Here is a 19,269-nt window from a genome sequence, read left to right as displayed (position 1 = left end):
CAGGGGGCACCGTGACACCTCGCGACGGACGGCTCAGAACAGCACTGACGGTACTCACGGCATGGAGCGCGCTGGCCGGTGCGGCCCTGGCTGGGGCAGCACCGGCCAGCGGCGTGCAAGGCACCCACACCTGGCACGGCACGGTCGCGGACGCGAAGGCCCTCACCGGCAAGGCCGTCGCCCCGGGCATCACGTACAAGGAGTTCGACGTCCCGGCCGCCCAGGGCGTGGCACGCGCACACGTACTGAGCGTCGATCTGAGCAACCGTCATGTGCGGGTCGATCTCCTCCACTCCGCGGCCGTGGCCTCCCGGGCGGCCGTCTCCCGGCTGGCCGAGGCGCAGGGCGCCGTCGCCGGCGTCAACGGTGACTTCTTCGACATCTCCGAGACCCAGCATCCGGGGGTCGAGGCCACGGGCGCGACCGTGGGTCCGGCGATCGCGAACGGCCGCACCCTGAAGGCGGCGGTCCCGGACGGCCAGCGCTTCGGCCCCGCCCTGCCGCCCGGCACGACCACGAAGAACGTCCTCGGCGTGGGCCTGGACGGCCGGGCCCGGCTGGACAGTCTGGCCCTCGACGGTTCCGTGCGCAGCTCCCGGGGGCGGTGGGCGCTCGGAGGGCTCAACCAGTACGCGCTGCCGCAGGGTTCCATCGGCGCGTTCACCTCGGCCTGGGGCGGTGTCTCCCGCAAGCGGGCCGTCTGCGGCACCGACATCGACCGCGCCGCGCCCTGCAGCGCGGACACCTACGAGGTGACGGTCCGCCGCGGCCGGGTCGTGTCGACGGCCACCACACCCGGCAGCGGTGCCATCGCGTCCGGCACCACCGTGCTGGTGGGGCGCGAGGCGGGCGCGCAGCAGTTGCGCGAGCTGGCGAAGGGGCAGGCGGTCCGCATTCAGCACTGGCTCGTCGCGGCCGGCACCCGGATCCGGTACCGCTTCGCCATCGGCGGCTATCCGGTCCTCACTCACGGGCAGCCGCTGCCCGGTCTGAACAACACCACCTCGGCCGTACGGACCGCCGTGGGTATCGCGAACAAGGGGCGGCGCCTGCTTCTGCTCGCCCTCGACGGCGCGGCCGCCTACCGCGGCGGACTGACCATCGCCGAAGTGGCACACACCATGCGGTCGTTGGGCTCCGTCGACGCGTTCAGTCTGGATGGCGGCGGCTCCACGACCATGGTCGCGCGGATGCCGGGAGCGGGCGCGGTGAGCGTCCTCAACCACCCCTCCGGCGGCGCCGAGCGCCCGGTCCCCAACGGCATCGGGGTGTTCTCACGCAGCTGACACAGGGCTGACACGCACGTGGACCCGCACGTCAGGGGCGCAGGCTGCTCACGATGTCCGCCGTCGCGGTGAGCCCGTTCTGAATGGTCGGCGCCATGCTGGTGGTCGACAGATAGAAGCCGAGCAGTACGCAGACCACCGCGTGCGAGGGTTTCAGCGCGCCGTTGCGCAGGAAGACCACCGCGAGGATCAGGAGCAGTACCACCACAGAGATGGAAATGGCCATCGTCAACCTCCTCCGCCACGTCGACACCGCGGCTTTCGGCCGCAAGTGTCGCGTAGCGGAGGGTTCGTCCGTGCGGCTGACGTGTCCTCCGAACGTGTGGTGTCTACGCCCACTCGCACACCAGCGCGTGCACCTGCTCGTGCGCGTCCACTCGCGTGCGTCCTACGCGCACGCGTCTACTCGTGCGCGACGAGGAAGGTTTCGAGCCCGGCGAGGTCGTCGGTGTTGAAGTAGTCGATGCCGGCGGCCAGTAGTTCGCCCCACAGCGCCTCGCGTGCCGGGCCCGCCAGGTCGGGCGTCGCCCAGAACCGCACCTTCTGGTGGCGCCGATGGGCCGCCGCGATGATGCCGCGCAGCTTCGCACGCTCGGCGTCGGGGAACGGGCCGTCGCCCAGCCAGGTGAAGTTGAGCGTCCAGTTGTCCGAGATCAGCGGGATGAAGGAGGCGGGGGCCGCGCTGCCGAGGTCGGTGAGCCGGCCGTCGTAGAAGGCGCGCCGCACGCTCTGCGCCTCCATGGGCGTACGGGCGGCGCGGTCGCCGGAGATCACCGCGGTGATCGGCCCCGGGCGCACCCGGCCGTGAGCGTAGGTGGTGAACAGGTGCGGGTAGCGGCTCAGATGGCGGTCGAGTTCGAGGTACGTCGACGAGCCCTCGGTCTTGATGTCGATGAGGAGTTGCAGGGGCCCCCGGTAACCCCGGTAGACCGAGCCGCGGTTGGCCTTCACTCGGGCGGCGAGCGGGGCGAGGTAGAGGGATTCGAGGGTGCGGGTCGGGTCGAGTTCGACCGGGTCGTGGGCGACGAGGAGTTGGTCGCCGACGAGGTAGATGTCGGCCTCGACGCTGCCGAAGCGGTGGTCGAGGGCGTCGAACAGGGGTCGCGGGTGCTCGTAGTCGTTGTGCGCGTGGGCACGCCACAGGGGGCGTGTGTGGTGCTTCTCCTCCCCCGCCAGTGCTCGCGAGGCGGGCAGGGCGACCGAGCCCGCAAGGGCGGCGCCGAGGGTGGTGAGGGCTCTGCGACGGGTGGTGAGGGCCATGCTCTGCCTCCCTTGAAGGGTGCGCTAGGACCTCAGCGAGTATGCGGTCCCGGGCGGCCCAACACACCCTGTCGTGAGGGGAGTTGGCCGGACTGCCGCTGTCCGTTCACTTCACCCGCGGTGCGCACGCCGAGAGGCCCGCCCCTGGCGGGGCGGGCCTCCGGCAGATGTACGTCAGGGGGCTTGCAGGTCCACCAGTTCGGCCAGCGCCGCGCGGTGGGCTCCCGCCGTGCCGTACGCGATCGAGTCCGCCTTGGCCCGCTTCAGATACAGGTGAACCGGGTGCTCCCAGGTCATCCCGATGCCCCCGTGCAGTTGGAGGGCCTCCTCGGCGGTGTGGACGGCGACGGGTGCCGCGTACGCCTGGGCGACGGCGACCGACACGTCGGTGTCCGCGCTGCCGGTCGCGAGCGCGTCGGCGGCGGCGCGGGCGGCGGCGCGGGCGTTGACGACCTCCAGCCACAGCTGCGCGAGCCGGTGCTTGAGCGCCTGGAATCCGCCGACGGGCCGGTTGAACTGCTTGCGTTCCTTGAGGTAGCGGACCGTCTCGGTCAAGCACCAGTCGGCGAGGCCGAGTTGTTCGGAGGCGAGCAGTCCGGCGCCGCTGCGCAGGGCCCGTCGTACGGCGGGTTCGGCGGCGCCGAGGGGACGTGCCCGCACCCCGTCCAAGGCGACCGTGGCGAGCGGCCGGGTGAGGTCGAGGGACACCAGCGGGGTGACCGTCACGGCGTCCCCGTCCACCGCGTACAGCCCGCCGTCGTCCGCCGGAACCAGCAGCACATCGGCCACCGCCGCGTCCGCGATCCCCGTCAGCTCCCCGTACAGGAAGCCGCCCTCGTTCCGTACGGTCTTGTGGGCGCCGCCGGGGGGCACGGACAGCGCGACGGCGAGCGCGCCGATCGTCCGGCCCGACGCCAGCGCCGACAGCAGCCCGGCGGCCTCTTCGCCCTCGCAGGCCAGCAGCGCCTCGGTGGCGACGACGGCACTGGTCAGATACGGCACCGGCGCGACCGCACGCCCCAGCTCCTCCAGCACCACGGCGACTTCGCGGTGGGTGGCGCCCTGGCCGCCCAGCGACTCGGGCACGAGCAGGCCCGCCAGGCCCATCCCGTCCGAGAGCGCCTTCCACAGCTCGGGGTCGTGCGGGGTGTCCGACTCGGTGCGGGCGATGACGCCCGCCGCGTCGCAGTGGTCGGAGAGGAGGCCGCGGACGACGGCGCGCAGCGCCTCTTCCTCCTCCGAGTACAGCAGATCGGGCTGGGTGCTCTGTGTTGTCATCGGGCGAGGTCCTTCCACGCGACGTCCTTGTCGGTGCGCGGCTCGGACGGCAGGCCCAGCACGCGTTCGGCGACGATGTTCAGCAGGACCTCGCTGGTCCCGCCCTCGATGCTGTTGCCCTTGGAGCGCAGATAGCGGTAGCCGGCGTCGCGGCCGGTGAAGTCGACCAGTTCCGGCCGGCGCATCGTCCAGTCCTCGTACAGCAGGCCTTCCTCGCCGAGGAGTTCGACCTCCAGGCCGCTGATCTCCTGGTTGAGGCGGGCGAATCCGAGCTTCATCCCGGAACCCTCGTGGCCGGGCTGGCCCGCGACGAGCTGCTGGCGCAGCCGTTCGCCGGAGAGCCGGGCGACCTCGGCCTCCACCCACAGCTTCAGCAGCCGCTGGTGCAGATCGTGGGTGCGCAGTTCGGGACGCTCGCGCCAGGTCTTGGAGACCGGGCCGATCATGCCGCCCTCGCGCGGGATGCGCATACCGCCGATGGAGACGCGCTCGTTCATGAGCGTGGTCTGCGCGACCCGCCAGCCGTCACCGACCTCACCCAGCCGGTGCGCGTCGGGAATGCGGACGTCGGTGAGGAAGACCTCGTTGAACTCGGCCTCGCCGGTGATCTGGCGCAGCGGCCGCACCTCGACACCCGGGTCGGTCATGTCGCAGATGAAGTACGTGATGCCGCGGTGCTTGGGCACGTCCGGGTCGGTGCGGGCGATGAGGATGGCCCAGCGGGCGAGGTGGGCGCTGGACGTCCACACCTTCTGCCCGTTGACCACCCAGTTGTCGCCCTCCCGGACGGCACGGGTACCGAGCGCGGCCAGGTCGGACCCGGCACCGGGTTCGCTGAAGAGCTGGCACCAGACCTCCTCGCCGACCCACAACGGCCTGAGGAAGTCGCGCTTCTGCTCCTCCGTGCCGAAGCCGAGGATCGTCGGCGCGGCCATGCCGAGGCCGATGCCGATGCGCCGCGGGTCGTTGTCGGGGGCGCCGGCGGCTTCCAGTTCGGCGTCGACGACGGCCTGGAGGGTGCGCGGGGCGCCGAGCCCGCCGAGACCCTCGGGGTAGTGCACCCAGGCGAGTCCCGCGTCGAAACGGGCCTTGAGGAAGTCGAGCCGGTCCGTTGTCGCGGGCGGGTGCGCCGCCAGCAACTCCTTCGTACGGGTGCGCAGTTCGGCTGCGTCGGTCATGCGGCTGCTCCGTTCTCGAGAGAGGGCACCACGACGACCCGGCCGGTGGTGACACCGTCGCCGACCCGCTGCACGGCGGCCGCACCGCCGCCCAGCGGCACGCGCTCGCTGACCAGCGGCTTGATGGCGCCGCGCGCGGCCAGTTCGGTGAGCTGCTCGTGGCAGTGCTGGATCAGCTTGGGGTTCTTGGTGCCGTACAGGCCCCAGTGCAGGCCGAGGATCGCGTAGTTCTTCACCAGGGCGTGGTTGAGCGCCGGGCTGGGGATCGAGCCGCTGGCGAAGCCCACGACGACGATCCGGCCCTCGAAGGCGACGACCTTGGTGGACTGGGTGTACGCCTCACCGCCGACGGGGTCGTAGATCACGTCGGCACCCCGGCCGCCGGTGGCTTCCTTCACGGCTGCGATGACGTCCTGGGTACGTCGGTCGATGACGACGTCGCAGCCCAGCTCGCGGGCCACGGCCACCTTGTCGGCCCCGCCGACCACGCCGATGACGGTGGCGCCCGCCGCCTTCCCCAGCTGCACGGCCGCGCTGCCGACCCCTCCGGCGGCGGCGTGGACGAGCAGCGTCTCGCCGGCTTCGAGACGGGCCCGGCGGTGCAGACCGAACCACCCCGTCTGGTAGCCGATGTGCAGGGCGGCCGCCTCGGCATCGTCAAGGGAGTCGGGCGCGGGCAGCAGGGCGGCGGCGTCCGCGACGGCGTACTCGGCGAAACCGCCGTGCGGCAGCGCGGGATTGGCCAGCACGCGGCGCCCGTCCTCGGTCTCGCCGCAGATCTCCACACCGGGCGTGAACGGCAGTGGCGGCCTGACCTGGTAATGCCCGCGGCACATCAGCACGTCCGGGAAGTTGATGTTCGCCGCGCGCACCTTGAGCAGGACCTGCCCCTCACCGGGCACCGGTCGCTCCACGTCCTGGAGCTGCATCACCTGGCTCGGTTCGCCGAGCTGGTGTACTTGCCATGCCTGCATGCGGGGCCTCCACGGGACTGCTCTGTCTGACCGGGCTCGACCGCATACTAAGCGGTCGCTTGCCGATCAGGGAACAGTCGTGTGCGTCACGCCCTCACGATCGGGTCGGACGCGCCCTCACGTGCATCCGCTCCCCCTGTGGCCCGAACAGGCTCAGGAACTCCACGGGCCCCTCTCCCGTCGACCCGAACCAGTGCGGCACCCGCGTGTCGAACTCGGCGGCCTCCCCCGGACCGAGCACCACGTCATGGTCGGCCAGCACGAGCCTCAGCCGCCCCGACATCACGTACAGCCACTCATAGCCCTCGTGGGTCCGGGGTTCCGGCTCGAGCTTGCGCTGCGGTTCGAGCACCTTGTACGCCTGGAGTCCGCCGGGCTGCCGGGTGAGCGGCCAGTGGGTGCGGCCGCCGCGCACGATGGGCTGGGCGCGTACGCGCGGGTCGCGCACCGGTGGGGCGCCGACCAGCTCGTCCAGCGGCACCTCGTGGGCCCGGGCGATCGGCAGCAGGAGCTCCAGGCTGGGCTTGCGCAGCCCCGACTCCAGCCGAGACAGCGTGCTCACGGAGATGCCGGTCGCCTCGGACAGGCCGGCGAGTGTCGCGCCCCGCTCCTTGCGGATGCGCCGCAGCCTCGGCCCGACCTCGGCCAGCACCTCGTCCGTCCGGGAATCGTCATCCATGCCCTTGCTCATGCCTCTATTGCAGATTCGGCAAAGCAGTTTGTCAATGCGGCACCCGTGGGGCGACCGTCTCCGGTGGAGGTGGTCACCATGACCGACATGACCGAGAGGTACGAGGCCGTCGTCGTCGGAGGCGGCGCGGCCGGCCTGTCCGCCGCACTGGTCCTCGGCCGGGCCCGGCGCCGCACGCTCGTCGTCGACGCGGGCGAGCCGCGCAACGCGCCCGCCGCACATCTGCAGGGCTATCTGACCCGGGACGGCATGCCGCCCGCGGAGTTCCTCGCCGCGGGGCGCGAGGAGATCGCGCGGTACGGCGTCGAGCTGGTCCGGGACCGGGCGGTGGACGTGTCCCGGCAAGGCAGCGGCGAGTTCCATGTGACGCTCACGGCCGGACGGATCGTGCACGCGCGGCGGCTGATCCTCGCCACCGGGCTGGCGGACGAGCTCCCGACGGTCCCGGGTGTCGCCGAGCGCTTCGGGCGGGACGTGCTGCACTGCCCGTACTGCCACGGCTGGGAGGTCCGCGACAAGTCCTTCGGGGTGCTGGCCGCCACGCCGATGAGCGTCCACCAGGCACTGATGGTCTCCCAGTGGTCGAAGGACGTCACCCTGTTCCTGCACACGGTCGCCGAGGAGGAGCTGACGGCCGACGACACGAGGCGGCTCGCCGCGGCCGGGGTCGCCGTGGTGTCCGGTGAGGCCGCGGGGCTCGTCGTCGAGGACGACCGGCTCACGGGGATCCGGCTCGCGGACGGCACCGTCCACGACCGCTCGACGCTCTTCGTGGCGCCGCGCGCGCTCCCCCGCAACGACCTGTTCCAGCGGCTGGGCGCCGAGCTGCGCGAGACCCCGTTCGGCACGTACCCGGTGGTCGACGAGACGGGCCTGACGACCGTGCCCGGCGTCTGGGCGGCGGGCAACGCGGTGGGCTTCGCCGAGCAGGTCGTGAACGCCGCGGGCGCGGGCTACCGGGCGGCGGCCACGCTCAACGGCGAGCTGCTCTTCGCCGACCTCGACGCGGCCGTGCCCCGGAGCTGAACCGCCCGGGTGTGGACGGCGTCCCTCCGTAGCACCATGGCTCCATGCTGCTCGCCCGGCTCGCCCGTGTGTCCCGGGAGGTCGCCGCCACCTCGGCGCGGTCCCGGAAGACCGCCCTGCTCGCCGAGCTGTTCCGGGACGCCGACGCGGACGACGTGCCGATCGTGATCCCGTATCTGGCGGGCCGTCTCCCGCAGGGGCGGCTCGGCATCGGCTGGAAGCTGCTGAGCGGGCCGGTGCCGCCCGCGCCCGAGCCCTCGCTCACGGTGCGGGACGTGGACGCCCGGCTGACGGAGGTCGGCGCGGTCACGGGCACCGGCTCGCAGGCGGAGCGCAGGCGGCTGATGGACGAGCTGCGCGCGGCGGCCACCGAGGACGAGCAGCGGTTCCTGTTCGGGCTGCTCACCGGCGAGGTGCGGCAGGGCGCGCTGGACGCGGTCGCGGTCGAGGGGCTCGCCGAGGCGACCGGCGCGCCCGCCGCGGACGTACGGCGGGCGGTGATGCTCGCCGGATCGCTGCAGACGGTGGCGCAGGCGCTGCTGACGGACGGCCCGGGGGCCCTGGCCGACTTCCGGCTCACGGTGGGCCGCCCGGTGCTGCCCATGCTCGCCCACAGCGCCACGTCCGTGTCCGAGGCCGTGGAGAAGCTGGGCGCGTGTGCCGTCGAGGAGAAGCTCGACGGCATTCGCGTACAGCTGCACCGCGACGGCGACGACGTACGGATCTACACCCGCACCCTCGACGACATCACCGACCGGCTGCCCGAACTCACTTCCGCCGCGAGGGAGTTGCAGGGCACCCGCTTCATCCTGGACGGCGAGGTGATCGCGCTGGCCGAGGGCGGGCGGCCGCGCTCCTTCCAGGACACGGCCGGGCGGGTGGGCTCGCGGGTGGATGTGGCCACGGCCGCCAAGAGCGTGCCGGTCTCTCCCGTCTTCTTCGACGCGCTGTCGGTCGACGGGCGGGATCTGCTGGATATGCCGTTCGCCGAACGGCACGCGGAGCTGGCGCGGCTGGTGCCCGAGCCGATGCGGGTGCGACGCGCCCTCGCTCACGGCCCCGAGGACATCCCCTCTGCGGAACGATTCCTCGCCGAGACGCTGGAGCGCGGTCACGAAGGTGTCGTGGTGAAAGCCCTGGACGCCCCCTACAGCGCGGGCCGGCGCGGGGCGTCGTGGCTGAAGGTCAAGCCCGTGCACACCCTCGACCTGGTGGTCCTGGCGGCCGAGTGGGGCCACGGGCGGCGCACCGGCAAGCTCTCCAACCTGCACCTCGGGGCCCGCGCCGCGGACGGCTCCTTCGCGATGCTCGGCAAGACCTTCAAGGGCATGACGGACGCGATGCTGGCCTGGCAGACCGAGCGCCTCCAGGAGCTGGCCGTCGAGGACAGCGGCCACGTGGTCACCGTACGGCCCGAACTCGTCGTGGAGATCGCCTACGACGGTCTGCAGCGGTCCACCCGCTACCCGGCCGGGGTCACCCTCCGCTTCGCCCGCGTGGTGCGCTACCGCGAGGACAAGACGCCCGCGCAGGCCGACACGGTCGAGACCCTGCTCGCCGCACACCCGGAGGTGGCCCCGTGAAGGGGAAGCGCAGTGCGGGACTGCTGCTGTACCGGCGCGCCGACGACGGCCCTCAGGTGCTGCTCGGCCATATGGGCGGCCCGTTCTTCGCGCGGCGGGACGCCGGGGCATGGACCGTGCCCAAGGGCGAGTACGAGCCCGACGAGACCGCCTGGGACGCGGCGCGCCGGGAGTTCCAGGAGGAACTGGGGCTGCCGCCGCCCGACGGCGAGGCCGTCCCGCTCGGCGAGGTCGAACAGAAGAACGGCAAGGTCGTCACTGCCTGGGCGATCGAGGCGGACCTCGACCCGGCGACCGTGGTCCCGGGCACCTTCGAGATGGAGTGGCCGCCGAAATCGGGGCGGCGCCAGGAGTTTCCCGAGCTGGACCGGGTGGAATGGTTCGGCCTTGACCGGGCCGGGGAGCTGATCGTGCCGGCGCAGGCGGCGTTTCTCGACCGGCTGGCGGAGCACTCGGGCTTATAGAGACTTATGGAGAACTGCCCGCTCGAAGAACAGCCCGCTTCAGGAGGTCGGCCATGCCCATCGCGACGGTGAACCCGGCGAACGGCGAGACGCTCAAGACGTACGACGCGCTCGGCGCCGAGGAGATCGAGCGGAGGCTCGCCAGGGCCGAGACCACGTTCCGCGACTATCGCACCACGTCCTTCGCCGAGCGGGCCCGGCTGCTGCACAGGGCCGCCGACCTCCTCGACGAGGAACGGGACGACATCGGCCGGGTGATGACCACGGAGATGGGCAAGCCCGTCAAGCAGGCCCGCGCGGAGGCCGCCAAGTGTGCGAAGTCAATGCGCTGGTACGCCGACCACGCCGAGGAGCTGCTCGCCGACGAGGAGCCCGCCGACTCCGACGTCAAGGACTCCGGCGCCTCCCGCGTCCTGGTGCGCTACCGGCCGCTGGGCCCGGTGCTGGCCGTCATGCCGTGGAACTTCCCGCTCTGGCAGGTGGTCCGGTTCGCCGCGCCCGCCCTGATGGCGGGCAACGTCGGCCTGCTCAAGCATGCCTCGAACGTGCCGCAGACCGCCCTCTACCTGGAGGACCTGTTCCGCCGGGCGGGCTTCCCCGAGGGCTGTTTCCAGACGCTGCTGATCGGCTCGGGCGCCGTGGAGGACGTCCTGCGCGACCCCCGGGTCAAGGCGGCGACGCTGACCGGGAGTGAACCGGCGGGGCGCGCGGTGGCCTCGGTCGCCGGGGACGAGGTCAAGAAGACGGTGCTGGAGCTGGGCGGCAGCGACCCGTTCGTCGTCATGCCGTCCGCCGACGTGGACCGGGCGGCGAAAACCGCGGTGACGGCCCGGGTGCAGAACAACGGGCAGTCGTGCATCGCCGCCAAGCGGTTCATCGTGCACACGGACGTGTTCGACGCCTTCGCCGAACGCTTCGCGGCCGGCATGAAGGCCCTGAAGGTCGGCGATCCGCTGGACGAGGACACGGACATCGGCCCACTCTCCACCGAACAGGGCCGCGGTGACCTGGAGGAACTCGTCGACGACGCGGTGGAGAACGGCGCGACCGTGCTGTGCGGCGGCGAGCGCCCCGAAGGCTTCACGGAGCGCGGCTGGTACTACGCGCCGACCGTCCTCACCGACATCACCCCCGAGATGCGCGTCCACCAGGAGGAGACCTTCGGGCCGGTAGCCACGCTCTACCGCGCCGCCGATCTGGACGAGGCGGTGGCGCTCGCGAACGACACGCCGTTCGGGCTGAGTTCGAACGTCTGGACGAACGACGAGGCCGAGGTGGACCGTTTCGTACGCGACCTGGAGGCGGGCGGCGTGTTCTTCAACGGTATGACCGCCTCCCACCCGGCGTTCCCGTTCGGCGGGGTCAAGCGGTCCGGCTACGGACGTGAGCTGTCGGGGCACGGAATCCGCGAGTTCTGCAACATCACCACGGTATGGCACGGAGCGTAAGCGTTCCGCAGCTACGATCCCCCTGTGAACCGCGAAGTGACCCTGCCTCTGATCGTCGACGACCGCGGCACGTTGCAGGTGGCGGCCGCCGACGTCAGCAAACTGCTGCGCACAGTGGGCGGCCGGTGGCTGCACCTGGTGGAGGCCGGCCAGGACGGACTCGACGAGGACACGGTGGCGACGCTGACCATCGAACTCGCCAAACTCGCCGACCGCATCGACGTGGCCTGCATCGCGCACAGCAGTGGCGCGTCCACCGACTAGGGCCGGTCCCAAGTGAGTTGGACCGGCCCTAGTCGGTGGTCGAGTTCCGAGAGTGTCTGCCAGAACTTCGCCTCTTGACGCCCTCGCCTGCGCGAGCGCAGGCCATTTCGGCCCGCACCGCTACGCGGCACCACCACGGGTTCCTGCTTCACAGGCCCTCGTCCTCCCCCTTGCGGGAGCTGGTCTTACAGGGGCCTGCACAGGCGTCACTTCCCGCCCGTCCGGCGGTAGGCCCGGCAACTCCGCTGCCGGACAACCCGACGTTAGCAGCGACACCGCCCCTCACCAGGCCACCCGGGCAGGATGCCCCACCTCTCCACACCGAAGGATTGAGCGCGGGGCAACCGTTCGACAGTCCGCGAGCGGCTCGCAGGCCGCCGCCCGCGCCTCGTCCACCCCGCAGGCGTCAGCAAACGCACCCAGCCGGTCCTGGGCCAGGGCCTCACCCTCCGCGAAGAGGGCGAAGAAGGCGGCACTCTGCGGCTCGACGTCCGGACGCTCGGCCAGATGCAGGAACGCACGGCGGTCCGCGGCCACCACATGGCGCTGTTCGAGGGCGAGGGCGGCGAGCGTGGAACGCTGGGCCGCGCCCCGCGCGATGAGGGGCAACAGCCGGTTGGCGTGGGGGTCCGGGGCGAGCTTCGCCGTGGCGTCCTCCAACAGTTCCCTGGCCGTGCGCACCATGGCGTACTCCTTCGGTTCGGCCGTCCCGGGGCCTCTTCCCGCGTGCTCCCACACCCTCCCAAAAATCCCCGGAATGGAGTAACCCGACGAGAGATCCCCACGCTTCCGGGTGATCGTGGGTGGACCACCCCGGTGGGTGAACCACCCCCGTGGGTGAACCACCCTTCCGCCGGGGCACGAGAGTTCCCCGGAAGGCGAAAGAAGGCGCTTGTCATGGCGACTTTGTGCAGACCTTCGGTCTCCGTGCCGGAATACGTGATCACCATGGAGGAGACGCTGGAGCTGGCCCGCTCCCGTCATGAGGACCACCCCCAGCTGCCGTTGGCACTCCGACTGATCGAGAACACCGGCGTCCAAACCCGGCACATCGTGCAGCCCATCGAGGAGACGCTGAAACACCCGGGCTTCGAGGAACGCAACAAGGTCTACGAGAGTGAGGCCAAAGCCCGCGTCCCCGCCGTCATACAACGGGCACTGGACGACGCCGAGCTGCTCACCACCGACATCGACATGATCATCTACGTCTCGTGCACAGGGTTCATGATGCCCTCGCTCACGGCCTGGCTGATCAACTCGATGGACTTCAGCAGCGACACCCGGCAGATACCCATAGCCCAGCTGGGCTGCGCGGCCGGCGGCGCCGCGATCAACCGGGCCCACGACTTCTGCACGGCGTACCCCGACGCCAACGCGCTCATCGTGGCCTGCGAGTTCTGCTCGCTCTGCTACCAGCCGACCGACCTCAGCGTCGGCTCCCTGCTCTGCAACGGCCTGTTCGGCGACGGCATCGCCGCCGCCGTCGTCCGCGGCAACGGCGGCACCGGCATCCACCTGGAGCGCAACGGCTCCTACCTGATCCCCAAGACCGAGGACTGGATCATGTACGACGTCCGCGCCACGGGCTTCCACTTCCTACTGGACAAGCGGGTTCCCGGGACGATGGAACCGCTCGCCCCCGCCCTCCACGCCCTCGCGCGACAGCACGACTGGGACGCCTCCGACCTGGACTTCTACATCATCCACGCGGGCGGCCCCAGGATCCTCGACGACCTCAGCAAGTACCTCGAGGTCGCGCCGGAGGCCTTCCGGTTCAGCCGGGCCACCCTCACCGAGTACGGGAACATCGCCAGCGCCGTCGTCCTGGACGCGCTGCGCCGGCTGTTCGACGAGGGCGGCGCCGAGCACTCCGCACGCGGACTGCTCGCGGGCTTCGGCCCCGGCATCACCGCGGAAATGGCCCTGGGCCGCTGGCGCAACGCCAACGACGAGATGGTGTGAACCGAATGACCGAGAAGACGATCACCGGGCCACTGCCGCCTGTCCGGCACTGGCCCGCCCTCGACCTGAAGGGCGTGGACTTCGACCCGGTCCTGACCGAGCTGATGCGCGAGGGACCGATCACCCGGATCCAGCTGCCCAACGGTGTGGGCTGGGCCTGGCTGGTGACCCGCCACGACGATGTGCGCATGGTCACCAACGACCCACGGTTCGGCCGCGAGGCGGTCATGGACCAGCCGGTCACCCGGCTCGCCCCGCACTTCATCCCGGCCCGGGGCGCGGTGGGCTTCCTGGACCCGCCCGACCACACCCGGCTGCGCCGCTCGGTGGCCGCTGCCTTCACGGCGCGCGGGGTGGAGCGGGTCCGCGTCAGGGCCCGGCGCACGCTCGACGAGATGGTCGACGAGCTGCTGCGGATCGGACCACCCGCCGATCTCACCGAGGCGATCCTCATCCCCTTCCCCATCGCGGTCATCTGCGAGCTGATGGGCGTCCCGGCCGACGACCGGCAGGGCATGCACACCTGGACGCAGCTGATCCTGTCCTCCTCGCACGGCGCCGAGGTCAGCGAGAAGGCCAAGGACGAGATGGGCGCCTACTTCAGGAAGCTCATCGACGCCCGGAGCGGCAGCAGGGACGAGGACGTCACCTCGCTGCTGGGCGCCGCCGTGGGCCGGGACGAGATCGATCTGGAGGAGGCCGTCGGACTCGCCGTCCTCCTCCAGATCGGCGGCGAGGCGGTCACGAACAACAGCGGGCAGATGTTCTACCTGCTCATGACCCGCCCGGCGCTGGCCGACCGGCTGCGCTCCGACCCGGAGATCCGCCCCCAGGCCATCGACGAGCTGCTGCGCTACATCCCGCACCGCAACACGGTCGGCCTGTCGCGGATCGCGAGGCAGGACGTCGAGATCAGGGGCGTACTGATCCGGGCCGGCGACCCGGTCTACGTCTCGTACCTGGCCGCCAACCGCGACCCGGAGGTCTTCCCGGACCCGGAGCACATCGACTTCGAGCGCAGCCCCAATCCGCACGTGGCGTTCGGCTTCGGCCCGCACTACTGCCCGGGCGGGATGCTGGCCAGGCTGGAGTCGGAACTCCTGGTCGACGCGCTTCTGGAACGGATGCCGGGGCTGCGGCTCGCCGTCCCCCCGAGTCAGGTCCCGTTCAGGAAAGGCGCGTTGATCCGTGGCCCCGAGGCCCTGCCCGTGACGTGGTGAGCGAGCGATGACCATGACCGAAGGACTCCTCGTACCACCCGGTCACGGCCGGATCGTACAAACCCCGGCCCAGCACGTGACTTTCAAGGTGACCGGCTCGCACTCGCGCACTGCGTCCACCTTCGAGGTGCTGGTACCGCCCGGGTTCGACGTGGGCGCCCATGTGCACACGCGCAGCGAGGAGCTGTTCTACGTGCTCGAAGGCGAGCTGGACGTGCTCGCCTTCGAGCCCCGGATCCGGACCCCCGACAACTGGCAGAAGTGGGAGTCGAGTTCGGGCAGCCGGGCGGTACGGGCGACCCCGGGCACGGTCATCGTCGTGCCCCCGGGCTGTCCGCACGCCTTCTCCAACCCCACCGAGACCCAGGCGAAGATGTTCTTCCAGGCCTCCCCGCCCCCGGACCACGAGCGCTACTTCGAGGAGCTGCTCGAGATCCTGGGTTCGGGCGGTCCACCGGACCATGCGGCGATCGAGGAACTGAGGGCGAGGTACGACATCGAGCAACTCACCCCTCTGAAACACCGGTGAGGATGGCGCCCCGTCTTCAGGGGCGCGGGGCTGTGCCGGACACCTCTAGCGAATCGGCATTCCCGACAGCGTCCGCGCAATCACGAGCCGCTGAATCTCACTCGTACCCTCAAAAATGGTGTAAATGGCCGCATCACGGTGCATCCGCTCCACCGGATACTCACGGGTGTAGCCATTTCCACCCAGGATCTGGATCGCCTGACCGGTGACCTTCTTCGCCGTCTCACTGGCGAACAACTTGGACATCGACCCCTCGGCCGCGGTGAACGGCTTTCCGTTGACCGCCATCCACGAAGCCCGCCACACCAGCAGACGCGCCGCGTCGATCGACGTACGCATGTCGGCGAGCTGGAACGCGACACCCTGATTGTCGATGATCGGACGTCCGAACTGCTCACGCGTCGTCGCATAGTCGAGTGCGACCTCGTACGCCGCGCGGGCCGTGCCCACCGCCATGGCCCCGACGGCCGGACGCGACGCCTCGAACGTGGCCATCGCGGCGTTCTTCACCCGCTCACCGCCACCCGCCTTCGCGCGCTCCCGGGCACGGGCCAGGCGCTCGTCCAGCTTCGCCTTGCCGCCGAGCAGGCAGGAGCCGGGGATGCGAACGTTGTCGAGGACGACCTCGGCGGTGTGCGAGGCGCGGATGCCGTGCTTCTTGAACTTCTGGCCCTGGGAGAGGCCCGGCGTGTTCGGCGGCACGATGAAGGAGGCGTGCCCCTTGGAGCCGAGGTCCGGGTCGACGACCGCGACGACGACATGGACATTGGCGATGCCACCGTTGGTCGCCCAGGTCTTGGTGCCGTTGAGCACCCACTCGTCCTTGGCCTCGTCATAGACGGCACGCGTGCGCATCGAGGCGACGTCGGAGCCGGCGTCGGGCTCGGAGGAGCAGAAGGCCGCGACCTTGACATCGGCCGCGTCGCCGTACATCTGCGGGATCCAGGTGCCGATCTGCTCCTCGGTGCCGTTGGCGAGGACGCCCACGGCGGCGAGGCCGGTGCCGACGATCGACAGGGCGATGCCCGCGTCACCCCAGAACAGCTCCTCCATGGCCATGGGTATGCCGAGACCGGTCGGGTCGAAGTACTGCTGGGCGTAGAAGTCCAGGGAGTAGATGCCGACCTTCGCGGCCTCCTGGATGACCGGCCAGGGAGTCTCCTCGCGCTCGTCCCACTCGGCGGCCGCGGGGCGGATCACATCGGCGGCGAACCCGTGGAGCCAGTCGCGGACCTCCCTCTGTTCGTCGTTGAGCTCCATGGTGAACTCGGCCATGTCCCCTCCAGCACTGCACTAAAGTGTTACTTGCGGTAACTGGAGTCTGTTACTGATCAGTAGTAAAAGTCAACTCCCACGTTCAGCTCGGCAGCCCGTTCGATACGCATGGGCCGATGAGTGTTACTTTGCGCAGGCGTCACCGAATCACCACGGGTGGGGAGAGATCATGGACACCACACAGCGGACCGATCAGCAGAGGTCCGCCGACCGCCGCCGGCGCGAGCTGCTGGAGGCCGCCGACAGAGTGGTGCTCCGCGACGGCCCCGGCGCCTCGATGAACGCCATCGCCGCCGAGGCGGGCATCACCAAGCCGATCCTGTACCGCCACTTCGGCGACAAGGGCGGACTCTACGCGGCCCTGGCCAAGCGGCACACCGACGCCCTCCTCGGAGCGCTGCGGGCCGCGCTGGACGCGCCCGCGGAGCGCCGGGAGCGGGTGGAGGCCACGCTCGACACGTATCTCGCGGCCATCGAGGCGCACCCTCAGGTCTACCGCTTCCTGATGCACCCCACGGAGGGCGCCTCATCCGCCGACCAGGGCTTCGACCTCGGCAAGCACTCCGCGCCGCTGCTGCGCCGCATGGGCGAGGAGTTGGCCGAGGTCATCGAGGAACGGGTGGATCTCGGACCGGGCAGTCAGCAGCTGGCACGGGTGTGGGGGCACGGGATCGTCGGCATGATGCATGCCGCCGGGGACTGGTGGCTCGGTGAGCAGCCCTGCTCCCGGGCCGAGTTGGTACGGAGTCTGGCCGACCTGCTGTGGGGCAGGCTGGCCGCAGCCGGCGATCGTGTCGGGGGTCCTGGGTTCTGAGGTCGGGTGTCGGCTGCGGGCTGTATTCGGCTGCGCGCTCAGCCACGAACAGCCCGCAGCCGTCCGACAGAGCTCAGCGCCCCCAAGACGCCCGCGCCGCCTGCCTCATCACCCGGCGCCGACGCCAACCGCTCAACCGGTCCACGTACAGACCACCCTCCAGGTGGTCGTACTCGTGCTGCAGACACCGGGCGAACCAACCGGTGCCATGCACCGACACCGGCTCCCCGTCCACCGTGAAACCCTCGACAACGGCGTGGTCGTACCGCTCAGTCCCCGCTTCCAGGCCGGGCAGGGAGAGACAGCCCTCCGGCCCGCGCAGGACCACTCCGTCCGCCTCGACGAGACGGGGGTTCACCACGTGTCCCAGATGGCGGACGTCCTCGTCGTCCGGGCAGTCGTACACGAAGACCCGCGAGGCGACGCCGACCTGGTTCGCGGCGAGGCCGACGCCCTGGGCGGCGTACATCGTCGCGAACATGTCCTCGACGAGTCGGGCGAGTTCGGGACCGAAGTCCGTGACGTCTTCACACGGTGTGTGCAGAACGGGGTCGCCGAGCAGAGTCACCGGCCGGACGCGCCCTCGGGTGCCGGGGATGGAGCCGTGTCGCATGGCGGCAAGGGTACGGTCCTCATGGGCGCGCGAATGTCGCGCGGGCACCGTGGAGGTGCCGCGATTCGGGCACGTGAGTGGATCTCGATAGGCTGAGGCCCACACGGTGCCGGGGGCAGAGGCGCGGCGCGTACGCAAGGAGGATCGAGAAACGATGTCAGGCAACTCGGACCCGCTGACGCCGCGGGCCAAGCTGGCCGTGACGGCGGGCAAGGCGGCGGCGGCCGTCTCGCGGGCCGCCGGACGCGGCAGCGGATCGGTGATCGGCGGCCGGGTGGCACTCAAGCTCGACCCCGATCTACTGGCGAGGCTCGCCACCCACCTGGACGTGATCCTGGTGTCGGCGACCAACGGCAAGACCACGACGACCCGGCTGATCGCGGAGGCGCTGCGCGCCGCGGGCCCGGTCGTGTCCAACGCGCTGGGCGCCAACATGCCGGCCGGTATCACCTCGGCTCTCGCCGGGGGTTCGGACGCGAAGTTCGCGGTCATCGAGGTCGACGAGAAGTACCTCGCGGGTGTCGCCCGCGACACCGACCCGAAGTGCATCGCCCTGCTCAACCTCTCCCGCGACCAGCTCGACCGGGCCGCCGAGACCCGGATGATGGCCGAGCACTGGCGCGAGGGCCTGGCCGGTTCCAAGGCCGTCGTGGTCGCCAACGCCGACGACCCGCTCGTCGTGTGGGCCGCTTCCTCCTCGCCGAACGTCATGTGGGTGGCGGCCGGTCAGATGTGGAAGGACGACGCCTGGTCCTGCCCGTCCTGCGGCGGTGTGATGCAGCGCCCCGGCGACGACTGGTTCTGCGGCGACTGCGGCTTCCGCCGTCCGACGCCGACCTGGGCGCTGTCCGGGGACCACGTCCTCGACCCGCACGGATCCGCGTGGCCGATCCACCTCCAGCTGCCCGGCCGGGCCAACAAGGCGAACGCCGCCTCGTCGGCCGCCGTCGCCGCGGTCTTCGGGGTGCCCCCGCAGGTCGCCCTGGAGCGCATGTACCAGGTGCAGGCGGTCGCCGGACGCTATGACGTGGTGCAGTTCATGCAGCGCGACCTGCGTCTGCTGCTCGCCAAGAACCCCGCGGGCTGGCTCGAGACGTTCTCCCTGATCGACCCGCCGCCGACCCCGGTCATCCTGTCCGTGAACGCGCGGGGCGCCGACGGTACCGACACCTCCTGGCTGTGGGACGTCGACTACACCCGTCTGACCGGGCACCCGATCTTCGTGCTCGGCGATCGCAAGCTCGACCTCGCCGTGCGTCTCGAGGTCGCCAACCAGTCCTTCCAGGTCTGCGAGAACCTCGACCAGGCGGTGCAGCTCGCCCCGCCCGGTCGCATCGAGGTCATCGCGAACTACACCGCATTCCAGGATTTGAGGCGTCGTGTCGGCAACTGAGCAGCCACGGA

At 70.9% G+C, this 19,269-nt stretch carries 20 protein-coding genes; 11 read left to right on the top strand and 9 right to left on the bottom strand.

Annotated features, from left to right (window positions below):
- The first annotated feature begins 11 nt into the window (after positions 1-11).
- The gene (locus SMIR_RS34275; RefSeq protein WP_168489773.1) at positions 12-1,286 is read left to right on the top strand and encodes a phosphodiester glycosidase family protein; all 1,275 of its coding nucleotides are present in this window, start codon (positions 12-14) and stop codon (positions 1,284-1,286) included.
- 31 nt (positions 1,287-1,317) lie between these two features.
- On the opposite strand, the gene SMIR_RS34270 is transcribed toward SMIR_RS34275, so the two are convergent.
- From SMIR_RS34270 to SMIR_RS34245, 6 genes are all read right to left on the bottom strand, one after another.
- Positions 1,318-1,512 carry a hypothetical protein gene (locus SMIR_RS34270; protein ID WP_054228939.1) on the bottom strand — a complete coding sequence of 65 codons (195 nt, stop codon included), beginning with the start codon at positions 1,510-1,512 and terminating at the stop codon, positions 1,318-1,320.
- 176 nt (positions 1,513-1,688) lie between these two features.
- Positions 1,689-2,546: a phosphatidylinositol-specific phospholipase C/glycerophosphodiester phosphodiesterase family protein gene (locus SMIR_RS34265; RefSeq protein WP_168489774.1), complete on the bottom strand. Its 858-nt coding sequence runs from the start codon at positions 2,544-2,546 to the stop codon at positions 1,689-1,691.
- A 174-nt stretch (positions 2,547-2,720) separates the two neighbouring features.
- The gene (locus SMIR_RS34260; RefSeq protein ID WP_168489775.1) at positions 2,721-3,824 is read right to left on the bottom strand and encodes an acyl-CoA dehydrogenase family protein; all 1,104 of its coding nucleotides are present in this window, start codon (positions 3,822-3,824) and stop codon (positions 2,721-2,723) included.
- The gene (locus tag SMIR_RS34255) at positions 3,821-5,002 is read right to left on the bottom strand and encodes an acyl-CoA dehydrogenase family protein (RefSeq protein ID WP_168489776.1); all 1,182 of its coding nucleotides are present in this window, start codon (positions 5,000-5,002) and stop codon (positions 3,821-3,823) included. The genes SMIR_RS34260 and SMIR_RS34255 overlap by 4 nt, the downstream gene beginning before the upstream one ends.
- Positions 4,999-5,976 carry an NADPH:quinone oxidoreductase family protein gene (locus SMIR_RS34250; protein ID WP_168489777.1) on the bottom strand — a complete coding sequence of 326 codons (978 nt, stop codon included), beginning with the start codon at positions 5,974-5,976 and terminating at the stop codon, positions 4,999-5,001. The genes SMIR_RS34255 and SMIR_RS34250 overlap by 4 nt, the downstream gene beginning before the upstream one ends.
- Before the next feature lie 94 nt (positions 5,977-6,070).
- Complete coding sequence (locus SMIR_RS34245; RefSeq protein ID WP_248296490.1) at positions 6,071-6,667, bottom strand: helix-turn-helix domain-containing protein; 597 nt, start codon at positions 6,665-6,667, stop codon at positions 6,071-6,073.
- Between the two features lie 87 nt (positions 6,668-6,754).
- Here SMIR_RS34245 and SMIR_RS34240 point away from each other — a divergent pair, with 87 nt between their 5' ends.
- Genes SMIR_RS34240 through SMIR_RS34220 form a run of 5 tightly spaced genes read left to right on the top strand, consistent with a single transcriptional unit; the run spans position 6,755 to position 11,452 of the window.
- Positions 6,755-7,693 carry an NAD(P)/FAD-dependent oxidoreductase gene (locus tag SMIR_RS34240; RefSeq protein WP_168500892.1) on the top strand — a complete coding sequence of 313 codons (939 nt, stop codon included), beginning with the start codon at positions 6,755-6,757 and terminating at the stop codon, positions 7,691-7,693.
- Between the two features lie 44 nt (positions 7,694-7,737).
- Entirely contained in the window at positions 7,738-9,276 is a 1,539-nt protein-coding gene (locus SMIR_RS34235; protein ID WP_168489778.1) for an ATP-dependent DNA ligase, read from the top strand.
- Entirely contained in the window at positions 9,273-9,740 is a 468-nt protein-coding gene (locus tag SMIR_RS34230; protein WP_168489779.1) for an NUDIX hydrolase, read from the top strand. Before SMIR_RS34235 ends, SMIR_RS34230 begins: the two co-directional genes overlap by 4 nt.
- Positions 9,741-9,793: 53 nt before the next feature.
- The gene (locus tag SMIR_RS34225; protein WP_168489780.1) at positions 9,794-11,188 is read left to right on the top strand and encodes an NADP-dependent succinic semialdehyde dehydrogenase; all 1,395 of its coding nucleotides are present in this window, start codon (positions 9,794-9,796) and stop codon (positions 11,186-11,188) included.
- Positions 11,189-11,212: 24 nt separating this feature from the next.
- Positions 11,213-11,452 carry a DUF6213 family protein gene (locus SMIR_RS34220; protein ID WP_168489781.1) on the top strand — a complete coding sequence of 80 codons (240 nt, stop codon included), beginning with the start codon at positions 11,213-11,215 and terminating at the stop codon, positions 11,450-11,452.
- A gap of 282 nt (positions 11,453-11,734) precedes the next feature.
- On the opposite strand, the gene SMIR_RS34215 is transcribed toward SMIR_RS34220, so the two are convergent.
- The gene (locus tag SMIR_RS34215; protein WP_211118660.1) at positions 11,735-12,136 is read right to left on the bottom strand and encodes a hypothetical protein; all 402 of its coding nucleotides are present in this window, start codon (positions 12,134-12,136) and stop codon (positions 11,735-11,737) included.
- A 213-nt stretch (positions 12,137-12,349) separates the two neighbouring features.
- Between SMIR_RS34215 and SMIR_RS34210 the strand changes: the two genes are divergently transcribed.
- From SMIR_RS34210 to SMIR_RS34200, 3 genes are read left to right on the top strand one after another with little or no spacing between them, the layout of a single operon-like run.
- Positions 12,350-13,414 (top strand): type III polyketide synthase, encoded by a 1,065-nt coding sequence (locus tag SMIR_RS34210; protein WP_168489782.1) that lies wholly within the window; start codon positions 12,350-12,352, stop codon positions 13,412-13,414.
- Positions 13,415-13,419: 5 nt separating this feature from the next.
- Positions 13,420-14,634 carry a cytochrome P450 gene (locus SMIR_RS34205; protein ID WP_212727792.1) on the top strand — a complete coding sequence of 405 codons (1,215 nt, stop codon included), beginning with the start codon at positions 13,420-13,422 and terminating at the stop codon, positions 14,632-14,634.
- 7 nt (positions 14,635-14,641) lie between these two features.
- Entirely contained in the window at positions 14,642-15,163 is a 522-nt protein-coding gene (locus SMIR_RS34200) for a cupin domain-containing protein (RefSeq protein WP_168489784.1), read from the top strand.
- A 45-nt stretch (positions 15,164-15,208) separates the two neighbouring features.
- Here SMIR_RS34200 and SMIR_RS34195 read toward each other — a convergent pair whose 3' ends face one another.
- On the bottom strand, positions 15,209-16,438 hold the full coding sequence (locus SMIR_RS34195; protein WP_101407823.1) for an acyl-CoA dehydrogenase family protein: 1,230 nt from the start codon (positions 16,436-16,438) through the stop codon (positions 15,209-15,211).
- A gap of 169 nt (positions 16,439-16,607) precedes the next feature.
- On the opposite strand from SMIR_RS34195, the gene SMIR_RS34190 reads away from it, so the two are divergent.
- Entirely contained in the window at positions 16,608-17,252 is a 645-nt protein-coding gene (locus tag SMIR_RS34190; RefSeq protein WP_054228952.1) for a TetR/AcrR family transcriptional regulator, read from the top strand.
- Between the two features lie 73 nt (positions 17,253-17,325).
- On the opposite strand, the gene def is transcribed toward SMIR_RS34190, so the two are convergent.
- A complete protein-coding gene (gene def / locus SMIR_RS34185; RefSeq protein ID WP_168489785.1) occupies positions 17,326-17,865 on the bottom strand; it encodes a peptide deformylase in 540 nt (179 codons plus the stop codon).
- Between the two features lie 154 nt (positions 17,866-18,019).
- On the opposite strand from def, the gene SMIR_RS34180 reads away from it, so the two are divergent.
- Entirely contained in the window at positions 18,020-19,258 is a 1,239-nt protein-coding gene (locus tag SMIR_RS34180) for a MurT ligase domain-containing protein (RefSeq protein WP_054228954.1), read from the top strand.
- The last annotated feature ends 11 nt before the right edge of the window (positions 19,259-19,269 follow it).

The sequence above is a fragment of the Streptomyces mirabilis genome (assembly GCF_018310535.1).
GTDB lineage: Bacteria > Actinomycetota > Actinomycetes > Streptomycetales > Streptomycetaceae > Streptomyces.
Note: the sequence above shows the minus strand (reverse complement) of the source record. Positions and strands in the feature narration are given on the sequence as shown.

Coding starts and splice junctions, on each gene's coding strand:
- SMIR_RS34270 (WP_054228939.1), bottom strand. CDS start 1,512: ATGGCCATTTCCATCTCTGTGGTGGTACTGCTCCTGATCCTCGCGGTG.
- SMIR_RS34190 (WP_054228952.1), top strand. CDS start 16,608: ATGGACACCACACAGCGGACCGATCAGCAGAGGTCCGCCGACCGCCGC.
- SMIR_RS34245 (WP_248296490.1), bottom strand. CDS start 6,667: ATGAGCAAGGGCATGGATGACGATTCCCGGACGGACGAGGTGCTGGCC.
- SMIR_RS34205 (WP_212727792.1), top strand. CDS start 13,420: ATGACCGAGAAGACGATCACCGGGCCACTGCCGCCTGTCCGGCACTGG.
- SMIR_RS34215 (WP_211118660.1), bottom strand. CDS start 12,136: ATGGTGCGCACGGCCAGGGAACTGTTGGAGGACGCCACGGCGAAGCTC.
- SMIR_RS34235 (WP_168489778.1), top strand. CDS start 7,738: ATGCTGCTCGCCCGGCTCGCCCGTGTGTCCCGGGAGGTCGCCGCCACC.
- SMIR_RS34255 (WP_168489776.1), bottom strand. CDS start 5,002: ATGACCGACGCAGCCGAACTGCGCACCCGTACGAAGGAGTTGCTGGCG.
- SMIR_RS34240 (WP_168500892.1), top strand. CDS start 6,755: ATGACCGAGAGGTACGAGGCCGTCGTCGTCGGAGGCGGCGCGGCCGGC.
- SMIR_RS34200 (WP_168489784.1), top strand. CDS start 14,642: ATGACCATGACCGAAGGACTCCTCGTACCACCCGGTCACGGCCGGATC.
- SMIR_RS34265 (WP_168489774.1), bottom strand. CDS start 2,546: ATGGCCCTCACCACCCGTCGCAGAGCCCTCACCACCCTCGGCGCCGCC.
- SMIR_RS34225 (WP_168489780.1), top strand. CDS start 9,794: ATGCCCATCGCGACGGTGAACCCGGCGAACGGCGAGACGCTCAAGACG.
- SMIR_RS34250 (WP_168489777.1), bottom strand. CDS start 5,976: ATGCAGGCATGGCAAGTACACCAGCTCGGCGAACCGAGCCAGGTGATG.
- SMIR_RS34210 (WP_168489782.1), top strand. CDS start 12,350: ATGGCGACTTTGTGCAGACCTTCGGTCTCCGTGCCGGAATACGTGATC.
- SMIR_RS34260 (WP_168489775.1), bottom strand. CDS start 3,824: ATGACAACACAGAGCACCCAGCCCGATCTGCTGTACTCGGAGGAGGAA.
- SMIR_RS34180 (WP_054228954.1), top strand. CDS start 18,020: ATGTCAGGCAACTCGGACCCGCTGACGCCGCGGGCCAAGCTGGCCGTG.
- def (WP_168489785.1), bottom strand. CDS start 17,865: ATGCGACACGGCTCCATCCCCGGCACCCGAGGGCGCGTCCGGCCGGTG.
- SMIR_RS34195 (WP_101407823.1), bottom strand. CDS start 16,438: ATGGCCGAGTTCACCATGGAGCTCAACGACGAACAGAGGGAGGTCCGC.